Genomic DNA, 20732 nt, shown 5'->3' with positions numbered 1-20732 from the left:
ACCTGCATAAATGCATCTTTTTATCGGACAGCAGCCGTGTCTGCGCCAAATACCTGCAAATGTGCAGCTATTCCGGACATGAGCCGGCTTTTGAAGACAATTACGTTCAAAAACCTGCATATTCGCATCTATTCCGATTATAGGCCGCCTTTCTCGGAAATTTACCTGCACATATGCAGCTTTTTCATGCAGTCTTGGCCGGGCAGCTTAGTGCTCCGCCACAGGCAGCTTTTACCCGGAATCGGTCGGGACAAATATTCCCCTTGGGCGCAACGCCGTCGCTTATCCCGGACGCTTCGCCGCTCGCGGCGGTATTTCCACGCAACTCCCCTCTACCACTCTTTCTAGTCAGGAACTCTTGAAGGTACGGGGTGTGACACCGACCAAGCTTGTCTGGCCAGAATCGCTTGAGGGTACGTAGTGTGACACCGGCCAAGCTTGTCTGACCAGAGTCGCTTGAGGGTACGTAGTGTGACACCGGCCAAGTTTATCTAGCCAGAATCGCTTGAAGGTACGTAGTGTGAGACCGGCCAAGTTTGTCTGGCCAGAATCGCTTGAAGGTACGTAGTGTGACACCGACCAAGCTTGTCTGGCCAGAAACGCTCGGGAGCGCTTGGTGCGACGCCGGCCCAGGTTTGTTTCTGGCCAGAAACGCTGGAGGCGCTTGGTACGACGCGGGTCAAGCTTCTTGCTGGCCAGCAACTCTCGAGGACGCCTGGTGCGGCGCTGTCAGCCCAACATGCAAAAACGGGATGAAGCAGGAAACCGACCTGCCTCGTCCCGTTTTCCAGTTAGCTTTACAGATTGTCCACCGGCGCGGTGCCGGAGAACGGAATCTCGCCGAACAGGGCTCGCGCGAATGCTTCGTGGGACGCCGGCACGTTGCTGTAGGCGTTCACGGCGACCGGCGCCATGTCAAAGTAATCGGCGATGACGTACGGCGAGCCGAAGGCGGCGACGACCGACTTGTCCCTGCCTGCCGTCAAGGCGCTCCAGCAGGCGGACGCTTCCTCTGCGCTGAACGCGAGCGGTCCCATCGGACGATGTTGGCGCACAATCGGCGCATAGACGATCAGGTCGACCCCGGGCTCACGCGCAATCAGATCCTCGTACCAGACGTTGCGGATGAGCTCCGTCTCGATGCCGCGCCGCTCGAACGCTTCCTTCAGCGTGATCAGGTCCTCGTAGTCCACGGTTGACGGGCTGATGCCGATGATGAGCGCCTTGCGCACCGCGCCGGACGCTAGCGGCAGCAGGCCATTCTCGTCGCGGACGAGCGTCAGGCCGCGTTCAGCCACGCTCTGGGCCGTGCGCAACGCGAAGGCGGCGATCCCGGCCGGGTCCGGACGCTCGGATACGCCGCTCGCTGCACGTTGCAGCGCATAAGCGGGTTCCCGCCCGGCCGCTGCCTCCTGACCAGCGGCCTCCGCGTCGTCCGCCTCCCGCGCCAGCACGCCGAACCGTCGCTTCATCTGCAGCACGCGCTCGACCGCATCGTCCAGCCGCTCCATCGTCAGCGCCCCCGTCTCGAGCGCTCTTTCCGCCGCTTCGAAGTAGGTCAGCTCCGGCCACAGCAGCATGTCCGTCCCCGCGTTCAGCGTGTGCAGGTACGCCTCGTGACGCTCGTACCACTTCAAATACCCGCCCATGATGAGCGCATCGCTGACGATGGCGCCCTTGAACCCCATCTGCCGCTTCAACAGTCCGTCGCTCAGCTCCGCCGACAGCGTCGCGGGCAGGTAGCGGCCGCCGAGGGCAGTCTCCGACTGGAACGCGGGCAGCGAGATATGCCCCGTCATGATCGAGGCGAGCCCGTCGTCGACGAGCGCCTGGAACACCGCACCGTGCTGCGCGAGCCACGCCTCGCGGGACAGCGAGTTCACCGTCGTCGTCATATGCTGGTCGCGGTAATCGACGCCGTCGCCGGGAAAGTGCTTGGCCGTCGCAGCCAGCCCGTGATCCTGCATGCCGCGCACGAGCGCCTTGAGCAGCGGGATCGCCCAGGACGGCTTGTCGGAGATCGCCCGGATGGCCGTGATCGGGTTGAAGCGGTTGACGTTCAGGTCCGCGACCGGGGAGAACGTCCAGTTCACCCCGGCGAGGCCCGCCTCGAGCGCCGTCGCCTTGCCGTAGTCGTACGCGAGCTGCTCGCTGCGTGTCGCGCCGAGCGCCATCGGGAACGGCAGCTTCGTCAGACCGGGGATCATGCTGCCGCAGCCGTTCTCCAGATCCGAGGCGAAGATGAGCGGGATGCGGGTCGCCGACCGGTATTGTTCGGTCGCTTCCTTGACCTGCTCGAAGTTGTTGCTGGTCATGACGTCCTTGATGATCTCCGCGCCGACGAAGAAGCCGCCGACCGGATAGCGCTCCAGAAATGCCTCGAGGCTGCCTTCCTTCTCGATCTCCCGGTCTCGCCCCGACAGCAGGACGACGGTCTGGCCGATTTTCTCCCGCACAGACAAGTCCGCGAGCTTGATATCGCGCAGCTTGTGATCGTTGTTCGCAAGCATGATGCTCTCCCCTTCCCAAAGCAAGCCGGCGGTGCCGGCCGCTGCCGCTGTAATTGCGTTCACCGACCAGTATGAAGCCGGGAGAAGGGTGCGCCTACTGTAAAATATCCATTTTATTGCCCGACGGACTGTCCATATTTAACTTTACTGTACAGAAGCGGACAGAAAGAAAAAAACCGTCTCTGCCCGAAGGAAGAAACGGCTTGGCGGCGGGCGGCGGGCGCCGTATGGCGAAGCCGGATTACAAAATGACCCCGTCCTTGAAAATGGCAATCTCGCGGAATCCGTTGCGCTCGTTGTTCGTCTGCCGCTCGCCGGAAGCCAGGCCGACAATGAACGCGAGCAGTTCGTCCCGCAGCGCGTCCATGCCCATGCCCTCGATCAGGCGACCCGCGTCGAAGTCGATCCAGTTCTTCTTGCGTTGCGCAAGCTGGGAATTGGTCGCGATCTTCACGGTCGGCACCGGGCCGCCGAACGGCGTGCCGCGCCCCGTCGTGAACAGCACGACATGCGCGCCCGCGGCGGACAGCGCGGTGACGGACACCAGATCGTTGCCCGGCGCCTGCACGAGATTGAGCCCCGGCTTGCGCGACGGCTCGCCGTACGGCAGCACGTCGGTGACCGTCGCGTGGCCGCCCTTCTGCGTGCAGCCGAGCGACTTCTCCTCGAGCGTCGTGATGCCGCCGTCCTTGTTGCCCGGAGACGGGTTCTCGTAGATCTCCTGCCCGTGCCGGATAAAATAGTCCTTGAAGTCGTTGACGAGCTTCACGATGTCGTGGAATACGGCCTCGTCGGCCGCGCGCTCCATCAGGATCGTCTCCGCCCCGAACATCTCCGGCACCTCGGTCAGCAGCGCCGTCCCTCCGGCCGCCGTGATCGCGTCGGCCACCCGCCCGACGAGCGGGTTGGCGGTGATGCCGGAGAAGCCGTCGGAGCCGCCGCATTTGAGCCCGATGCGCAGCTTGGACAGCGGCACATCCTGCCGCTCGAACCGCTCCGCATAGTCGACGAGCTCGCCCAGCAGCGCGAGCCCTTCCTCCAGCTCGTCCTCGACCTCCTGCGCCTTCATGAACTTGACCCGGTCCGGGCTGTACTCCCCGATCGCGCGCTTGAACGCGTCGACCTGGTTGTTCTCGCAGCCAAGCCCGACGACGAGCACGCCGGCGGCGTTGCCGTGGCGCACGAGCGCGGCGAGCAGCCGCTGCGTGGCGGTCAGGTCGTCGCCGAGCTGGGAGCAGCCGTACGGATGGGCGAAGTGGTAGACGCCGTCGATGCCGCGGCCTTCGAACTGCCGCGATGCCAGACGGGCGAGCGTCTCGCACGTTTTGTTGATGCAGCCGACCGTATTGATGATCCAGATCTCGTTGCGGATGCCGATCTCGCCGTCGTCGCGCACGTAGCCCCGGAACGTGGTCTGCCCGCCGGGAAGCGGGTCGGTGGCCGCGCGGAACGCGATGCCGCCCTCATCCTGGGAACCGACATGCGCAGCCGGCGCCGCGGAGACGCTGCCGTCAGCGCCGGCTGCCGCGCGGAACGCGGTTCCGGATGCGCCTGCATCGTCCAGCCGCGGCTGGTATGCATAGTCCAGCACCGCCCCGAGCCCGGTCTTGAGGTTATGCGTATGCACCCAGCCGCCGAGTAGGATATCTGTCTTCGCTACACCGATCGAATAGCCGAACTTGTGCACATGCTGCCCGGCGGCGACCGGCCGGATGAGCACCTTGTGGCCGCGGGGCACGTCCTCCAGCGCCCGCACCGTGCCTGCGCCGCCCGAGCCGTCCGACCAGTCCACGGTCTCGCCGGCGCGGATGTCGCGCAGGGCGATCGCCACCTGGTCGCGCGGGTTCAGCACGACGGTATCGCCCACGCCCGCGGCCGTGGCCGCTGCGGAATCGGTGACCGCGGCGTCATCGCCGTCGGCAGCAGCCGCCTGTGTCGTATCCGTCTCGCTCATCATACGTTCGCCTCCATCTTGGTCATCGCTTCGGCCAGCGCAGCGCGCAGCCCTGCCATCTCGTTCAGATCCTGTCCCCACCAGTCCGTCCGGCCGAGTATGTCGGCGACCAGGCCGTCCAGTGCGAGCTCGCCCCGATCCAGTCGGCCCCACAGGGCGGCCAGCGCCGCCAGCGCCGCCGCATCGTCGCGCAGCTCGACCGGCGCTCCGTCCAGCCGGCTGCCGGCGTACCCGCCGCCAGCCGTCCCCCGTGCGCGGTACAGCCGCAGCAGCGAGGCGAACGCCCCCACGATCCGCGGCGGCAGCCCGCCGCCGGTCCGCTCGGTATAAGCCTCCAGCGTCGGCAACAGCCGCACCCTGAACTTGGACAGGCTGTTCAGCGCGATGTCGGCCAGCTTGTGCCGGACATGCGGGTTCGCGAAGCGCTCCAGCACTTCGTCGGCATAGCGGCGCATCTCCTCCTCCGGCAGCGGCACGGACGGCACGATCTCGTCCATGATCGCGCGCCGCACATACTCGCCGTACGAAGGATGCTCCACCGTCTCGCGCACCGTGTCCAGTCCGTTCAGCAGTCCGACGCTCGCCATCAGCGTGTGCGCGCCGTTCAGAATGCGCACCTTGCGCAGCTGGTACGGCCGCAGATCGTCCGTCCACAGCACGTTCAGTCCCGCCTGCGCGAGCGGCAGCCGTTCATCCAGCGCTGGTTCGCCCTCGATCGCCCACAGGTGATACGGCTCCGCCGCATTCAGCAGCCGGTCCTCCGTCCCCTGGGCCGCGAACACCGCCTCCGCCTCCTCGGCCGGGTAGCCGGTCACGATCCTGTCGACGAGATTGTTCAGGAACCGGTTGTGCCTGCGCACCCAGTCCGAGAATGCCTCCGGCAATCCCCAGTCCGCCGCGTGCCGCAGCACGATGTCGCGCAACCTGTCGCCGTTGCGCTCGACCAGCTCGCACGGCAGCAGCAGCAATCCCTTCGCGGGATCGCCGCCGAACGTCTCGAACCGCCGGTGCAGCAGCGCCGTCAGCTTGCCCGGATACGACAGTATCGGCTGCTCCGGCTGCCAGTCGGACGCCTCGTAGATCAATCCGGCCTCCGTCGTGTTCGAGACGACGATCTCCAGCGCCGGCTGCTCGCCCAGCGCCAGGAAGCTCTCCCACTGCGCGTACGGATCGACCATGCTCGCGAAGACCGCGACCAGCTCCAGCTCGTCGACAGGCCGCCCGTCCCGCAGGCCGCGAATCCACTGGTAATACAGACCGTCCTGCTCCCGCAGCTCGGCAAGCTTCGCCGCGCCCGTCGGCCGCGGCTGGCAGACGGCCACGCCGCCCTCGAACAAGCCCTGCCGGTTGCACCGGTCGATCATCCAGTCGGCGAAGCCGCGCAGGAAGTTGCCCTCACCGATCTGCAGCACCTTGACCGGATACGCCTTCAGCCGGTCGTAGCGCGCCGCGTCTTCGCCACCGAGCGCCGCCCGGTTCAGGCGGGGCGGCGCCCCGGCGTCCGCCACTGCCTCGTTCGCGCCATCCGCGCCCGCGCCCCCGCCTGACTTCGCCCCCGGCGCTCCCGCTGCCGTTATTTTCTCCCGGCTGCTCATTCGCCTGCCGACGCGAGCTTCATCCCGGCGTCGTCCGCGCCGAATCGAAAGTAGCGCTCCGCGTTGCGGTAGCAGACGCCCTCGACGATCTCGCCGAGCAGATCCATGTCGGCCGGCACCAGCCCCGACTCGACCCAGTCGCCGAGCAGATTGCACACAATGCGGCGGAAGTACTCATGCCGCGGATACGACAGGAAGCTGCGGGAATCCGTCAGCATGCCGACGAACCGGCTCAGCAGCCCCATGTTCGCGAGCGACTTCAGCTGGGCGAGCATGCCGTCGATCGTGTCGTTGAACCACCAGGCGGAGCCGAGCTGCATCTTGCCCGGGATGCCGTCCCCCTGGAAGCTGCCGATGATCGATGCCAGCACGTCGTTGTCCCCGGCGTTCAGCGAATACAGGATCGTGCGCGGCAGGCCGCCCTGACGTTCGATGCCGTCGAGCAGCTTGACGAGCGGACCTGCGAGCGGACCGGCATTGATGGAGTCGAAGCCGGTATCGGCCCCGAGGCGCTCGAATGCCGCCGTATTGTTGTTGCGGTGCGCGTGGATGTGCAGTTGCATCGTCCAGCCGTACTCGGCGTACAGACGGCCCAGATACTGCAGCGTGAACGTCTTGTACTGCGCCTCTTCGTCGGCGGAGACGCCTTCCCCACGCAGCGCTTTGGCGTAGACTGCGGCCGCCTGCTCAGCCGTCGCTTCGGCATACATGACATTGTCGATCGCATGGTCGGACAGCAGACAGCCGGTATCGTGGAAAAATTGCACGCGCTCCGCCAATGCCTTGAGCAGCAGACCGTAGTCGGCAAGCTCGTAGCCGCAAGCCTCGCGAAGGCGCACCAGCCAAGGCAGGAAGGTCGCCCGGTTGATCTCCAGCGCCCTGTCCGGCCGGAACGACGGGCGCACCTGGAAGCCGTGGCGGCCCTCCTCGCGCAGCTTGCGGTGGTACTCGAGCGTGTCCGCCGGATCGTCGGTCGTGCAGACGACGCGGACGTTCGAGCCGCGCACCAGGTCCTGCGGCGTGAAGCCGCCTTCCTTCAGCCTGGCGCCGGCCTTCTCCCAGATGACGGGCGCGTTTTTCTCATTAATCAGCTCTTCGATGCCGAACAACCGGCGCAGCTCGAGATGCGACCAGTGATAGAGCGGATTGCCGAGCGTCATCGGTACGGTTTTCGCATAGGCGAGGAACCGGTCGTAATCGGAGACGCCTTCGCCGCCCGTGATGTATTGCTCCTCGATGCCGTTCGCGCGCATCGCCCGCCATTTGTAGTGGTCCCCGTACAGCCATACCTCGGTCAAGTTCTCAAACGGTTTATTGTCATAAATCGCCTTCGGATCGAGATGGCAATGGTAGTCGATGATCGGCATCGGCGCGGCGAACCGCTCGTACAGCATCGCGGCCGTGTCGGTATTCAGCAGGAAGCGGTCGTCCATGAACGCTCTCACAGGTTATTCACCCTCCACAACATGATATGCAATCGCTTTCTGTCTCAGGTTATCGCAAAAAAGGTTGGAAGTCTCCGCGATTTTTGCTTATATTATAAAAAATCAACTTATTATGCTTCGAAAATAAAAGCAGGCGGACGGCGCCGCAGCGAGGAGAGAAGATCATGTACGATGAGCCTGGCGCCCTGACCTGCGGCGACGAGGAGGCGGATTTCTATTACCACCGCGTGCGCCGCACGCGGCCGTTCGAGCGGATGAACCACTATCACGGCACCTACGAGATTTATTACCTCGTATCGGGCGAGCGGCTGTACTTCATCAAGGACGAGACGCATCGCATCGCCGCCGGGACGCTCGTCTTCATTGACAAGCAACTCGTGCACAAGTCGTCGATGCAGAGCTCACACGCCCACGAGCGCGTCGTCATCAACTTCAGCGACGAATACCTCGGCATGGAGCAGCTGCCGCATTACGAGGCGCTGTTCGGCGTCTTCTGCGGCGGCTACCGCGTATTCCGCCTGGCCGACCGCGAGCAGGCCGCCGCACTCGGCCTGCTGAACCGGATGGGCGCCGAGATCGCCGACCGCCAGTCCGGCTACGAGACCGCGCTGCGCCTGCTGCTCGCCGAGCTGCTGCTGTTCGCCTCGCGGCTGCCGACCCCCGGCGACCAGGAGGCGCCGGCCGCGGCACACCCGCTGCACGACAAGATCGCGGACATCGTGAGGCATATCGACGCCCACTGCCGCGAGCCCTTCGCCTTGCCCGAGCTGGCGAGCCGCTTCTACATGAGCCCCTCGCATCTCAGCCGCACCTTCAAGGCAGTGACCGGCTTCACCGTCGTCGGCTACGTGAACCTGGCCCGCATCCGCGAGGCGCAGACGCTGCTGCGCGAGACGAGCGCCAAAATCATCGACATCGCCGCCGCCTGCGGCTTCGAGAGCGTCACCCACTTCGAGCGCATCTTCAAAAAAAACGCGCGCCTCACCCCGATGCAGTATCGCAAGCTGCACCGCTAGCCCCCGCTCCGCCGGACACACGCTCCACAATTCGCCCCCGGCGGCCCGCTCGCACCGCCTCTCCCGCGCTTCGTGCACATCAAATGTGCACCTTCGCCCCCTGCAGCCCGCTCCCGCCGCCGATCCGCGCTTCATGCACATCAAATGTGCACCTCCTCGACCGGCAGCCCGCTCACCCCGCCGCTCCCGCGCTTCATGCACATTAAATGTGCACCTTCTCACTCAGCAGCCCGCTCGCACCGCCACTCCCGCGCTTCATGCACATAAAATGTGCTTCTTCACACTCGGCGGCCCACTCACCCCGCCGCTCCCGCGCTTCATGCACATAAAATGTGCACCTTAACGCCTCGGCAGCCCACTCGCCACCGCCTCTCCCGCGCTTCATGCACATCAAATGTGCACCTTCACTCTCGGCGGCCCGCTCGAACCGCCTCCCCCGCCTCCCGGAGGAAAAAAGAGCCTGCGACTCCTATGGCGCGGAGCTGCCGGCTCTCTTTCGACTTAATGAAACTTCACGAGCTCATCGATCTTGACCGCCTGCCCCGTGCGAATCGACCTGTTCGCCGCGATGCCCGTCAGAATCGAGCGCGCGCCGTCGATATGGTCGGCCGCCCGGTTGAACGCGTCCGCGACCGGTATGCCAAATATATCGTTCAGCAGCACCGGATCGCCGCCGCCGTGTCCGCCTTCGCCCATCGCGAACTCGACCTTGTACGGCTCGCCGAACATCGGGAACACGAGGATCGTGACGCCCTGCACTGCGCCCTCGAGCGCCTTGTCCCCGCCCGAATTGACGTATGACTGCTCGACGATCTTCATCTCGATGCGGCCCTTCGTGCCGTTGAAGGCGATCTGGTAGCCCTCCCAGGGCAGATAGGCGTTCAGCGAATACGTCAGCTGCGCCTTGTTCTTGTACTTCACCAGCACGCTCATCGTGTCCTCGATCGAGATACCGTCGCCGAACACGCTCTGATCGCGGCGATAGCCGTCCTCATGCTCGGCGTCCAGGTACATCTCCTTCAGATGCGGATTGCCGTCCAGCGGCAGCGCGAACGGATCGCCCTCCGCGTTGGGATTGCCCGTCGCCCGCTCGTAGAACTTCGTGACGCCGCGCTTCTCCGCATTTTCCCGGCCGTAAAAAAGCAAGTCGCCCATCGCGAACACGGTATCCGGCTGCGAGCCGATCCAGAAGTTGACCAGGTCGAAGTGATGCGTCGACTTGTGCACGAGCAGACCGCCGCTGTTGCGCTTGTCCCGGTGCCAGCGGCGGAAGTAGTCCGCGCCGTGCTGCGTGTTCAGCAGCCATTCGAAGTGGATCGACGTGACGTCGCCGATGACGCCGCCCGCGATCAGCTCGCGCGCCTTCGTATGATGCGGCGCATAGCGGTAGTTGAACGTCACGCGCACGCTCCGTCCAGTGCGCTCTACGGCGTCGAGAATCGCCTGGCACTTCTCCTCGTCCACCGTCATCGGCTTCTCGGTAATGACGTCGCAGCCCAGCTCCAGCGCCCGGACAATGTACGCATGATGCGTGCGGTCGACGCTCGTCACGATGACGGCATCCGGTTTTTCAGCCTCGATCATCCGCTCGAATTCGTCGCTGCTGTAGGTGCGCACCGCGGGATAGCCGTATTTTTCCGACAGCAATTTGTTCGCATAGTCCATGCGGGTCCGGTTGATATCGCAGAAGGCGAGCAGCTCGCTCGTCTCCCTGAATGTCGTGGCGATTGCAGCGTAGAAGAACTCGGCCCGGCCTCCCGCGCCTACCTGTACGTACGTTTTTTTTGCCATCTTTGCCATCTCTCCTCGATATGATGATCTTATGAGGAAAATGTACCGCAAAATGTGCCTATTCGCTCCGCAATTTATGTTATTATTCATAAAATCCCGCATATTTTGTTCTCATGGAGGCGATCGCCCTTGAACTTGAGCAGCGAGCTCCGCTACGGACAATCCCATGATCCGTTCTACACCGAATACAACCGGAGAAAAGGCCACTTCTCCATGGCTGCCGACCATATGCACGGACACCATGAGCTCTACTATTTGTTCGGCGGCGAAAGGTTTTACTTTATCAAAGACCGCGCATATCTGGTGCAGGCCGGCGATCTCGTGATCGTCCCGGGCGACGAAGTGCACAAGACTTCCGATACCGGCGTGCCGCATCACGAGCGCGTCGTGCTCTATTATGACGAACGGTACTTCGCCATGTTCGACGAGACGGAGGCCGAGCTGCTGCGGTCGCCCTTCCGCGGCACCCGGCGCCTGCTGCGGCTGGATGCCCCGGAGCGGCTGCGCGTGGAGCAACTGCTGTACGGGATGCTGCGCGAGATCCAGGACAGGCCACCCGGCAGCGGCCTGCCGATCCGGCACGCGGCCGCGGAGCTGCTGCTGTTCGCGGCCAGGCGTACGCTGGGCGCCGCGTCCGAGAGCGCCGAGGAAGCCTCTTCGCCGACCGCCGCCAAGATGACCGAAGTCGCCAGGCATATCGCCGCTCATTTTCGAGAGCGGCTGACGCTGGACGAGCTGAGCGGACGCTTCTACCTGAGCCCGAGCTATTTGAGCCGTACGTTCAAGAGATGCACCGGCTTCGGCATCGCCGAATATGTCGGCATCACACGGATCAAGGAAGCGCAGCGGCTGCTGCGGGAGACGGACTTGCGGATCACCGAAGTGTCGGAGGATTCCGGATTCGACAATTTCTCCCACTTCGAGAAGGTGTTCAAGACACTTGCCCGCATGACGCCGCGGGATTACAGAGCCCAGTTCCGGCGCAAGCGGTAAGTTGCGGCAAAAAGCGCAAAACCGGTCCCGATACGGTCCGGCGGGACGCGCGCTCTATTTCTATCTGTAGGAACTACAGCTATAATTGACTACAGTAACTATCAAATTCGATATCTACTTGATCTATCACTTCGACGCAAAGGCGGTTTATATGAATATAAAAAGAAAGATCTGGAGCCTTGGCCTCGCGTTTCTGCTGCTCATCGGCGGCTTGACGGCGATCGCCTGCGTGTATGCCGAAGGCTCGGCGCTGGCGGTCGCGATTGCCATCGGAGCAGCCGGGCTGGCCGTCGGCGTTTACTTGATCGCATCGGTTCACCGCAGCATTTTTGTCGGCATGCGCAGCGTCTCCCGCATCGTGGACGACATGGCCGCGGGCAAGCAAGTCGAGGAGACCGAGACCGCCGCCAGCGGCGACGACGAATTCGCCCAGCTCGCGCGGCGCTTCAGAGGGCTCGCGGGGGATCTGCAGCATACGACGGAGCAGGAGCGGCTGCTGCGGCTGGACGCCGAGAACGAGATCTGGATCAATACGAACGTATCGGAGATGGCGATCCTGCTCCAGGGCTCGGTCAAGGTGCAGGAGGCGTCGCGCATCTTCATGGGCAAGCTTGCCAGCGCACTGGGCGCGAGCTACGGCGCGCTGTACGTGAAGCGCGGCGACGCGCTGCACTTCGCCGCCGGCTATGCCTACGCGCATGCGGACGAGGCCCCTGCGCCGATCCCGCTGGGCTCCGGGCTCGTGGGCCAAGTGGCGCTGGACCGGCAGCCGGTCGTCCTGCGAGACATCCCCGCGGACTATGTGAAGGTCAGCTCGGCGCTCGGAGATACGCCGCCGGCGTTCGTCACGATCGTGCCGATCTGCTATGAAGGCGAGGCCGTCGGCGTCGTGGAGCTGGCTTCACTCCGCGAATTCGCGCCCCGCGAGCGGGAGCTGATCGGCCGCGTGAGCACGAACATGGGCGTGCTGTTCAACACGCTGGCAGACATCGCCCGCATCGACGAGCTGCTGCGGCATACGCAGCGGCAGAAGGAGGAGCTCCAGGTCCAGACCGAGGAGCTCCAGTCGCAGACCGAGGAGCTGACGGTGCAGACCGAGGAGATGCGCGCCCAGACCGAGGAGCTCCAGACGCAGGCCCGGCAGATCAGCGAAGCCAACGAGACGCTGCGGCTGGAGATGCTGCGCACCGCGCAGCAGAAGACGGAGATCGAGCGGCAGGCGGATTCACTCGTGCAGCAAAAGGAAGAGATCCAGCAGCAGGCCGACTCGCTCGCACGGCAGACGGAGCAGCTCCGGGCGCAGGCCGACGAGCTGCTCGCCTCCAATGAGCAATTGCAGCAGGAGATGGCACTCACGAAGCAGCAGAAGGAAGAGATCCGGCAGCAGGCCGAGGAGATTTTCATGGCGGCGCAGTACAAGTCCGAATTTCTCGCCAACGTCTCCCACGAGCTGCGCACGCCGCTCAACAGCCTGCTCATCCTCTCCCAGATTCTCGCGGAGAACCGGGACGGCAACCTCCAGCCCAAGCAGCTTGAATACGTGCATACGATCTTCACGGCGGGCAAGGACCTGCTGCAGCTGATCGACGAGATTCTCGATCTGGCGAAGCTCGAGGTCGGCAAGATGAAGGTCGTGTTCGAGACAGTGCAGGTACAGGATATCGTCGATCACGCCTATCGCACGTTCGATCAGATCGCCCGCAGCAAAGGCGTGGAGCTGCGTATCCGCCGCGACGCCCGGCTGCCGGCAGCGCTGCGGACGGACGGCCACCGGCTGCAGCAGATTCTGTCGAACCTGCTATCCAATGCCTTCAAGTTTACGGAGAAAGGCGAGGTGTCGCTGACGATCGGCAGAAGCGAGACCGACCCCGAACAGATTTTCTTCACCGTAGCCGATACCGGCATCGGCATCCCGCCCGCCAAGCTCGAGAGCATCTTCGAGGCGTTCCAGCAGGCGGACGGCACGACGAGCCGCAAGTACGGCGGCACGGGCCTCGGCCTGACGATCTGCCGCGAGCTCGCCGCCCTGCTCGGCGGGAGAATCGAGGTCGCCTCGGAGCCGGGCCAGGGCAGCGCCTTCACCCTCGTCTTCTCCGAGCGGGCCGAGGCGCTGCTGCAGGAGCACGAGGAGGAGCGGACAACCGAGGAGGCTGCGGGGTCCGGGGAAGCCGCGGCGCCGAGGAATGCCATTCCGGCAGCGCCGCGGGATGCCTTCCCTGCGGCGGCAGACGCCCATATCGAGATCAAGACCACCTTGCAGCCCTCCAGGGACGCATCCGACTTTTACGAATCGTTCGTACCCGATATCTCGGTCTCCAATCCGAAGCTGCTGCAGTATGCCGTCATGGAGGACGACCGGAGCAACCTGCAGCCCGGCGATACGACGCTGCTCATCATCGAGGAGGAGGCTTCGTTCGCGGCCATCCTGCTCGAGCTCGCCCGCAAGCGCGGCTTCAAGGCGATCGTATCGCTGCAGGGCGATCAGGGACTCGCGCTCGCGCATGCCTACAAGCCGGACGCGATCGTCGTCGACGCCGATCTGCCGGTGCTCAACGGCTGGGCGATCATCAGCCGGCTCAAGAGCCGGCCCGAGCTGCGCCATATTCCCGTGCACATCGTCTCGACGGCCGACGACAGCAAGCAAGGGCTGTCCTTGGGCGCGCTGGACTTCTGGAAGAAGCCGACCGACCGCTCGGAGCTTGAGGCGGCGTTCCTGCGGATCGAGTCTTATATCCGGCGCCCGGTCAAAAATCTGCTGATCGTCGAGGACAATCCGGATTTGCGGAGCAGTCTGGTCGCCTTCATCGCCCATCCGGACGTCTCCGTGACCGCCGCCGCCTCCGGCAAGGAAGCGCTCGACCAGCTGAACGCGCAGCACTTCGACTGCATGGTGCTCGACCTCGGCCTGACGGACATCTCGGGCTTCGAGCTGCTGGAGCAGGTGAAGACGAACCGCAAGCTGCAGACGCTGCCGGTCATCATCTACACGGGGCGCGATCTGAGCAAGGAAGAGGAGCAGCGGCTCCGTCATTACGCAGAGAGCATCATCATCAAAAACGTGCAGTCGATGGAGCGCCTGTACGACGAGACCGCGCTGTACCTGCACCGCAAGCACGCCGATCTGCCCCCGGACAAGCAGCGTCTCATCGAGAAGCTGCACAATCCGGAAGCCGCGTTCGAAGGCAAGCAGATCCTGCTCGTCGATGACGATATGCGCAACATATACGCGCTCTCGAGTGTGCTTGAAGGGTACAATATGGAGATCAGCTTCGCTCAGAACGGCAAGGAGGCGCTCGCCTTCCTGGACGATCATCCGAACGTCGATCTCGTATTTATGGATATTATGATGCCGGAGATGGACGGCTACGAGACGATGCGGCACATTCGGAAAATACCGCGGTTCGAAAATCTGGTCATCATCGCGCTGACGGCCAGGGCTATGGAGGGAGATCGTGTAAAGTGTCTGCGGGCAGGGGCTTCGGACTATATCGCCAAGCCGATCAATACGACCCAACTCGTGACGCTGCTTAAGGCTTGGCTCATCAAATAGACTCAGCGGGGGAATGACAGCTTCATGGGAGATCAAGTCTGTATACTGCTCGTCGACGACCGCCCGGACGAATTCCTGTCCATCCAAGCCATTCTGGCCGAATCGCCGTACCGTCTCGTATCCGCCGCCTCGGGCGCCGAGGCGCTGAAGTGCTTGCTCAAGGACGACTTTGCGCTGATCGTCATGGACGTGCTCATGCCCGATATGAACGGCTTCGAGACGGCCCGGCGCATCAAGATGCGCAAAAAATCGCAGGACATCCCGATCATCTTCCTCACCTCGCTGACGTCGGAGCTGGACAATTACAAGCAAGCTTACTCGGCCGGCGCCATCGACTTCATGACCAAGCCCGTACACCCCGAGGTGCTCAAGAGCAAGATCGACGGCTTCGTGCGGCTGTATCAGACGCGTCTGGCGCTCGAGCGCCAAACCCGGGAGCTGGCATCCAAAACCCAGGAGCTTGAGGCAAAAACCATGCAGCTGGAAGCGCAGGCCCTTCAGATGGAGGAGTCGAATCGTGCGCTCACCCAGCTCAAGGACATGGCGGAGACAGCCTCGAAAATCAAGTCCGGCTTCCTGGCGACGATGAGCCATGAGCTGCGCACGCCGCTGAACGGCATCATCGCGATGTCGGAGCTGCTCATGGACTCGGAGCTGCAGCCGGGAGACCGCGATATGGTGGACATCATCCGGACGAGCGGCAACGCACTGCTCTCGATCATCAGCCATATCCTCGACTTCTCCAAGATCGAGTCGGGCAAGATGGAGCTGGAGCTCACTCCCTTCAACCTCGACAGCTGCATGAAGGAGACGACGGACCTGTTCATCGCGCTGCTCCGCGAGAAGGGCCTGACGCTGACGACGGAGATCGATCCGGCGATACCGCCGCTCCTGCTCGGCGATCCGAACCGGCTCCGCCAGGTGCTCAACAACTTGATTGGCAACGCCGTCAAGTTCACGGCCGCAGGCGGCGTCCATGTCGGCGTGCGACTCCTCGGACGGGACGGGGATCAACTGGAGCTGGAATTCTCCGTGGCGGACACGGGCATGGGCATCCCCGACGGGCAGCGCCACAAGCTGTTCGAGCCGTTCTCCCAGCTGATCGAGACGCGCGGCGGCAAGACCGGAGGCACCGGCCTGGGGCTGTCGATCTGCAAGACGCTCGTCGAGCTGATGGGCGGCCATATTTATGCGAAAGAAAACGTGGCGAACGGCGCCGTATTCGTATTCACGATGAAGGCGGAGCTGGCGGAGAGTTGAATCTTGCGGCGGCGGCTGCGACTGCGGCGGCGCTTGCAGCGGAACTTGGCCGGTCCTTGCCGCTTGACAGAGACGCCGATAACGGAGAAGATGGACTTGAATCGATCGGACGCGAAGCACGCGCCGGACGTCGATCCCGTGAATGGAACGGGAGCGCGGACGGGGTGTGCTTTTTGTTGTGCGCGGGCATGCGCAGCCCCGTTCGGCTTGGCGGGAGGCTATGTTATAATAGGAGGAGCGAACGCGATGCCCATGAGAAAACGACTGAATCCGAAAAACGATTATTTGTTCAAGCGACTGTTCGGCGAAGCGGACAGCAAGCCGCTGTTGATCGGGCTGCTCAATGCCGTGCTGCGCCGAAGCGGGCGAGATGCGATCACGGATCTCGCGATTTTGGACGGCAAGCTGCTGACCAAGCGCCTCGTCGAGGACAAGGAAGGCGTGCTCGACATCCGCTGCGAGACGGCGGACCGCGAGCAGGTTAATGTGGAGATGCAGGTCGGCCGTTATCGGCATATGGAAAAGCGAAGCTTGTTCTACATGGGACGACTGCTCGCCGACTCCATCCGGGAGGGCGAGGACTACAGCCAGCTCAAAAAGACGATCTGCGTCAACATTTTGGATTTTTCGTTTCTCCCGCTGGAAGGGTTCCATCATTCGTTCCATTTGTACGAGGACGGTGCGAGAATATACCGATTGACGGATCTGATGGAGCTGCATTTTATCGAATGCCCGAAGTTCCGTGCGGCGGCGTATATCGAGAGCGACCCGCTGCATCGCTGGCTAAGGTTTCTGGATGAACGCACGACCCATGAACAATTGGAGGAGCTGATTGCGATGGATCCTACGATTCGAACGGCGGAGGAGCGGCTGAATCACCTGAGCGAGGACGACATGACCCGCATGCTGTATGAAGCGCGGGAAAAGGCGCAGCGGGACCGCATCAGCTTTTTGAAGGATGCGCGGGAGCAGGGCTTGGAGGAGGGCCGGGAGATCGGCCTCCAGCAAGGCCGGGAGCTTGGCATCAGGCAAGGCATGGAGATCGGGATCGAGAAAGGCATCGAAAAAGGGATCGAGAAGGGCATCGAAAAAGGGATCGAGAAGGGCATCGAGAAGGGCATTGAGAAGGGCATCGAGAAGGTGGCTCTAAACATGCTCGCGACCGGTACGGATATCGCGACGATTAGCCGCATCACCGAGCTGCCCGAGGAACGGATACGGGCGCTTGCGGACTGCGCCGACGACCGATGACCCCTTTTAAAAGTTAAGAGGCGGTGCAGGATCAAATCCTGCGCCGCCTCTTTTGGTGTGCCGATCGTTATTTGGCGATAAGTCCCGCTTCCAGCAAATTCGCAGCGACGACTGCGGCCATCTCGCGGGTAACCTTGGACTTCGGATCGAACTTGCCGCCGGACGTGCCCTTCAGCAGTCCCTTGTCGGAGACCGCCCGAACCGATGCCAGCGCATAGCCCGAGATCCGGTCCTGGTCGGCGAACGCCGCGGTCGATGCCGTACCGTCCAGCTTGAACGCACGGGCCAGAATGACCGCCAGATCCTGCCTGGAGATCGCGTCGCCCGGCTTGAACGCCGTATCCGTCACGCCGCTCACCAGCCCTCGGGCCTTCGCGGTCATGACGGCGTCGTAATACCATGCGCCCGGCGCGGCGTCAGCGAACGTCTGCTTGGCGCCGGTCTGCGGCTGCTCGCCGAGAAGGCGAAGGATCAACGAAGCGAATTGGGCTCTGGAGACCTGCTGCTTCGGCGCGAACCTCAACTCGGTGGCGCTCACGCCCTGGAACCATCCGGCCGCATAGGATGCACTGACGGCTGCGCTGGCCCAGGCGGAGATATCGGCGGCATCGACAAACTTGACGCCTCCGGTCTGGCCCGTCCCGAGTTCAATGGTCCCCGAATACTTGAGCACGAGCGGAGCGGTTCCCGCGCGGTAGCCCGTCACGACATACGGATAGCTGCCCGCCGTCAGCCCCTGGAAGGTTGCCGTCCCCTTCGCATCGGTCACTGCCGTCTTTTCGCCGATCGCGACTTGTACGCCGGCCGCAGGTCCGGTGACTTCTTTATAGCTGGCGTCGTAGTAGTTGTACTGGACGTTCAGCGCGTAGGCGCCATCCGCCGCCGGCACGGCCGTCACCGACTTCACGAGCCCGGTATCGGCGCCGGAGAGGTATACATACAGCTCGTCTCCCTCCTGCAAGCGGAACTTGTCCAGAGAGGAGCCGATCGGCGCATAGGTCCCGCCGCGCTTGACGGCGTACAGCCAGTAGACGCTCTGATCGCCCTTGGCGTCGCCAATTGCGGACAGGAACTTGCCGTACTGCGGATCGTCCGTAGCCTCGAGCTTCAGCTTATTGCGCTCTGCGATATCGGCCAGCGCGTCCCAGGCGTAGACCGCCCGCTCGGCGCTGAGCGCTGCGACTGGACCGCTTAGCCCTTCGATCGCGACGGCGGTCTTCACCCACTGGCTGGACGCCTCCACATATACGGAGCGGTGCGAGGCTGCGAACAGCTCATAGGCCGCCAGGGCGCGCAGCGCCTGCTCGGTGGCGAATGCCTTGTCGGATGCGGCGTCGGCGAGCTCATGCTTGAAGCCGCCGTCCGTATTCTTGAACGCCCGCAGGCGTTCGATCAGGTTGTTGCCGCCCTTGGAGAAGCGCGAGTCCGTCGGATCGATGCCGTAGGCGGCGAGCCCGATGATCGCCTGCGAGAGCGCCTCGCTGTTGGCGTCGTTCAGATTGGCGGCCAGCCACTTGACGGCCTTGTCCGCGGCTGCGGCCACCTCCGGCCGATCCTGGTACTTGGCCAGCGCGCTGAGCCCCATAGCGTACAGATCCGGAACATCGGCGCCATCGATGCCCTTGACGATCGCCGCGATCAGATCGCTGCGCGTCCATGCCGTGCCGGCCGGCAGCGCATAGTTGCCCGAATCCAGCGCGAGCAATACGAAGATATGGGCGTATACGTTGGCAAAGGACGGGTAGCCCGCCAGCTTCGCGATCAGGTCATGTCCGCCGATGCTGCGCGGATCGAGACCTGCCGCGTTGGCGACCAGCACGAAACGGGCCAGCGTCGTCGCATTCGGCGACGGCTTGGACCACTCCGCTTCGACATCGGCCGCCAGCTTGAGCTTGAATGCATCCGTGACAGGCTGACCCGCCCTCGCGAAGCTGAATGCCAGCCAGTCCGTGTCGATGCCGCCGTTGGCGTTGACATAGGCGACAGCCGACGCGATATCCGGCTTGACGTTGACGGCCGCGACAGCGGCGGCGGTCGCTCGGTCCGCGCTCTCCGCGTAGCTCTTGCCGGCCGGCAGCGCGGCCGCGGATACGCCCGCGACGGCCAGCGACAACGACAATGCGAGCGCCGACAATGATTTGAAGCGTTTGAAGACTGACATGCGACAACCCCTTTTCCTCTCAAATGTGAATCTTCCTTGGCCGCATCCGGCTTGACCGCATCCAGGTACTGAACCGAAAAAAAACCACTCCGTAGTCGAAGTGGTCCGAGATGACCGGGCACGGTCCGCGCAGCGAGAAAAAGCCGCCCCTGGAGGCGTGCTGCTAGCGTAGCCGGTCCCGCCGCTCACTCCGCGAAGCGGACGGGATAAAGTCGTCTCAAGGCAGGTCTCCTGGCTCTGCTTCAACGCGGCTCCGATGCCTTCCCATTCATAGAACAGTGGCTGCGCTCGGATCGCTCGGCATATACAGTGGCGGGACCGCGCCGGAATCGCACCGGACTTCCCTATTAAGCGGCATGGTGGCATGCGCGCGCCTCGAACGAAAATATGCAGTATGAAGTTAATGATAGCGGGTCGGCAGCGCTTTGTCTATCAAATCGCATTCTATGAAGAGGGCGCCGCTCAATATAATCGGGCCGATAAACGCCGCATCGTCCGTCTCCGGACTCCATTTTGCCACGGCCGCCCCCGCCTAAGGTCCAGGATCGTTCTGAGCCCGGGAAGGATAACAGATCCCATTTCGCATGATATGCTTGTAAGCAACTAAGCCTGTTTATAAGGAGAGATCTGTCTCATGAGAATCCATCGCGGCACGCTGCTCGGCCCCATCCTGCTGCTGGTCGGCGTCTACCTGCTGCTTCGCGGCGATTTCCACATCGGCACGGGCTCGATTTTCACTTATTTTTGGCCCACGCTGTTCGTCCTGCCGCTCGGCGTTTTTTTCCACTGGCTGTACTTCTCCGTGCTCGGACGCAGAGGCGTCGGCGTACTCGTCCCCGGAGGCGTGCTGCTCACCGTGTTCGGCGTCTGCCAGATCGCGATGCTGCTGAATAATTGGGGCATGATGTGGCCCGGGTTCATCCTCGCGCCCGCCGTCGGCCTCTTCGAGCTGTACTGGTTCGGCGGACGCAACAAGTGGCTGCTGATCCCCATCAACATCCTGTCCTTCCTGTCGCTGCTCTTCTTCGCGATCTTCTCGATCGGCTACATGCTCGGCAAGCTGACGGGCGGCTCGTCCTTCATCGCCATCCTGCTCATCGGCGCAGGCGCGCTCGTCATGCTGTCGCGTCGGCGGGAGACGATCTGATTATCGTTAGCGGCTGCAAAATCAAACATAACGACAAAGGGGAGCCGTCATCGTGGCTC

General features: G+C 63.2%; 12 protein-coding genes and 1 riboswitch. Of the genes, 6 read left to right on the top strand and 6 right to left on the bottom strand.

Annotated elements, in window-relative coordinates; translation table 11 throughout:
• Positions 1 to 797: 797 nt before the first annotated feature.
• The 4 genes from VQ071_RS06085 to uxaC form a co-directional block, all read right to left on the bottom strand.
• A complete protein-coding gene (locus tag VQ071_RS06085) occupies positions 798 to 2510 on the bottom strand; it encodes a glycoside hydrolase family 3 protein (RefSeq protein WP_340513000.1) in 1713 nt (570 codons plus the stop codon).
• Positions 2511 to 2751: 241 nt separating this feature from the next.
• Positions 2752 to 4377 carry a UxaA family hydrolase gene (locus VQ071_RS06080; RefSeq protein ID WP_340513455.1) on the bottom strand — a complete coding sequence of 542 codons (1626 nt, stop codon included), beginning with the start codon at positions 4375 to 4377 and terminating at the stop codon, positions 2752 to 2754.
• An 86-nt stretch (positions 4378 to 4463) separates the two neighbouring features.
• A complete protein-coding gene (locus tag VQ071_RS06075) occupies positions 4464 to 6059 on the bottom strand; it encodes a tagaturonate reductase (protein WP_340512999.1) in 1596 nt (531 codons plus the stop codon).
• Positions 6056 to 7504, bottom strand: a complete 1449-nt coding sequence (gene uxaC, locus VQ071_RS06070; RefSeq protein WP_340512998.1) for a glucuronate isomerase — start codon at positions 7502 to 7504, stop codon at positions 6056 to 6058. Before uxaC ends, VQ071_RS06075 begins: the two co-directional genes overlap by 4 nt.
• Before the next feature lie 164 nt (positions 7505 to 7668).
• On the opposite strand from uxaC, the gene VQ071_RS06065 reads away from it, so the two are divergent.
• Entirely contained in the window at positions 7669 to 8520 is an 852-nt protein-coding gene (locus VQ071_RS06065) for an AraC family transcriptional regulator (protein WP_340512997.1), read from the top strand.
• A gap of 501 nt (positions 8521 to 9021) precedes the next feature.
• Here the strand turns inward: VQ071_RS06065 and VQ071_RS06060 are convergent.
• Positions 9022 to 10311 (bottom strand): Gfo/Idh/MocA family protein, encoded by a 1290-nt coding sequence (locus VQ071_RS06060; protein ID WP_340512996.1) that lies wholly within the window; start codon positions 10309 to 10311, stop codon positions 9022 to 9024.
• A gap of 129 nt (positions 10312 to 10440) precedes the next feature.
• Between VQ071_RS06060 and VQ071_RS06055 the strand changes: the two genes are divergently transcribed.
• The 4 genes from VQ071_RS06055 (at position 10441) to VQ071_RS06040 (ending at position 17365) form a co-directional block, all read left to right on the top strand.
• The gene (locus VQ071_RS06055; RefSeq protein ID WP_340512994.1) at positions 10441 to 11304 is read left to right on the top strand and encodes an AraC family transcriptional regulator; all 864 of its coding nucleotides are present in this window, start codon (positions 10441 to 10443) and stop codon (positions 11302 to 11304) included.
• A gap of 151 nt (positions 11305 to 11455) precedes the next feature.
• Positions 11456 to 14854 carry a response regulator gene (locus tag VQ071_RS06050; RefSeq protein WP_340512993.1) on the top strand — a complete coding sequence of 1133 codons (3399 nt, stop codon included), beginning with the start codon at positions 11456 to 11458 and terminating at the stop codon, positions 14852 to 14854.
• A gap of 24 nt (positions 14855 to 14878) precedes the next feature.
• Complete coding sequence (locus tag VQ071_RS06045; RefSeq protein ID WP_340512992.1) at positions 14879 to 16114, top strand: ATP-binding response regulator; 1236 nt, start codon at positions 14879 to 14881, stop codon at positions 16112 to 16114.
• Between the two features lie 252 nt (positions 16115 to 16366).
• Entirely contained in the window at positions 16367 to 17365 is a 999-nt protein-coding gene (locus tag VQ071_RS06040) for an Rpn family recombination-promoting nuclease/putative transposase (protein ID WP_340512991.1), read from the top strand.
• Positions 17366 to 17432: 67 nt separating this feature from the next.
• On the opposite strand, the gene VQ071_RS06035 is transcribed toward VQ071_RS06040, so the two are convergent.
• Entirely contained in the window at positions 17433 to 19526 is a 2094-nt protein-coding gene (locus VQ071_RS06035; protein WP_340512990.1) for an S-layer homology domain-containing protein, read from the bottom strand.
• 204 nt (positions 19527 to 19730) lie between these two features.
• Positions 19731 to 19919, bottom strand: a riboswitch (cobalamin riboswitch).
• A 247-nt stretch (positions 19920 to 20166) separates the two neighbouring features.
• Between VQ071_RS06035 and VQ071_RS06030 the strand changes: the two genes are divergently transcribed.
• Positions 20167 to 20673 carry a hypothetical protein gene (locus tag VQ071_RS06030; RefSeq protein ID WP_340513454.1) on the top strand — a complete coding sequence of 169 codons (507 nt, stop codon included), beginning with the start codon at positions 20167 to 20169 and terminating at the stop codon, positions 20671 to 20673.
• The last annotated feature ends 59 nt before the right edge of the window (positions 20674 to 20732 follow it).

This window comes from Cohnella sp. 56 (genome assembly GCF_037963805.1).
Lineage (GTDB): Bacteria > Bacillota > Bacilli > Paenibacillales > Paenibacillaceae > Cohnella.
Note: the sequence above shows the minus strand (reverse complement) of the source record. Positions and strands in the feature narration are given on the sequence as shown.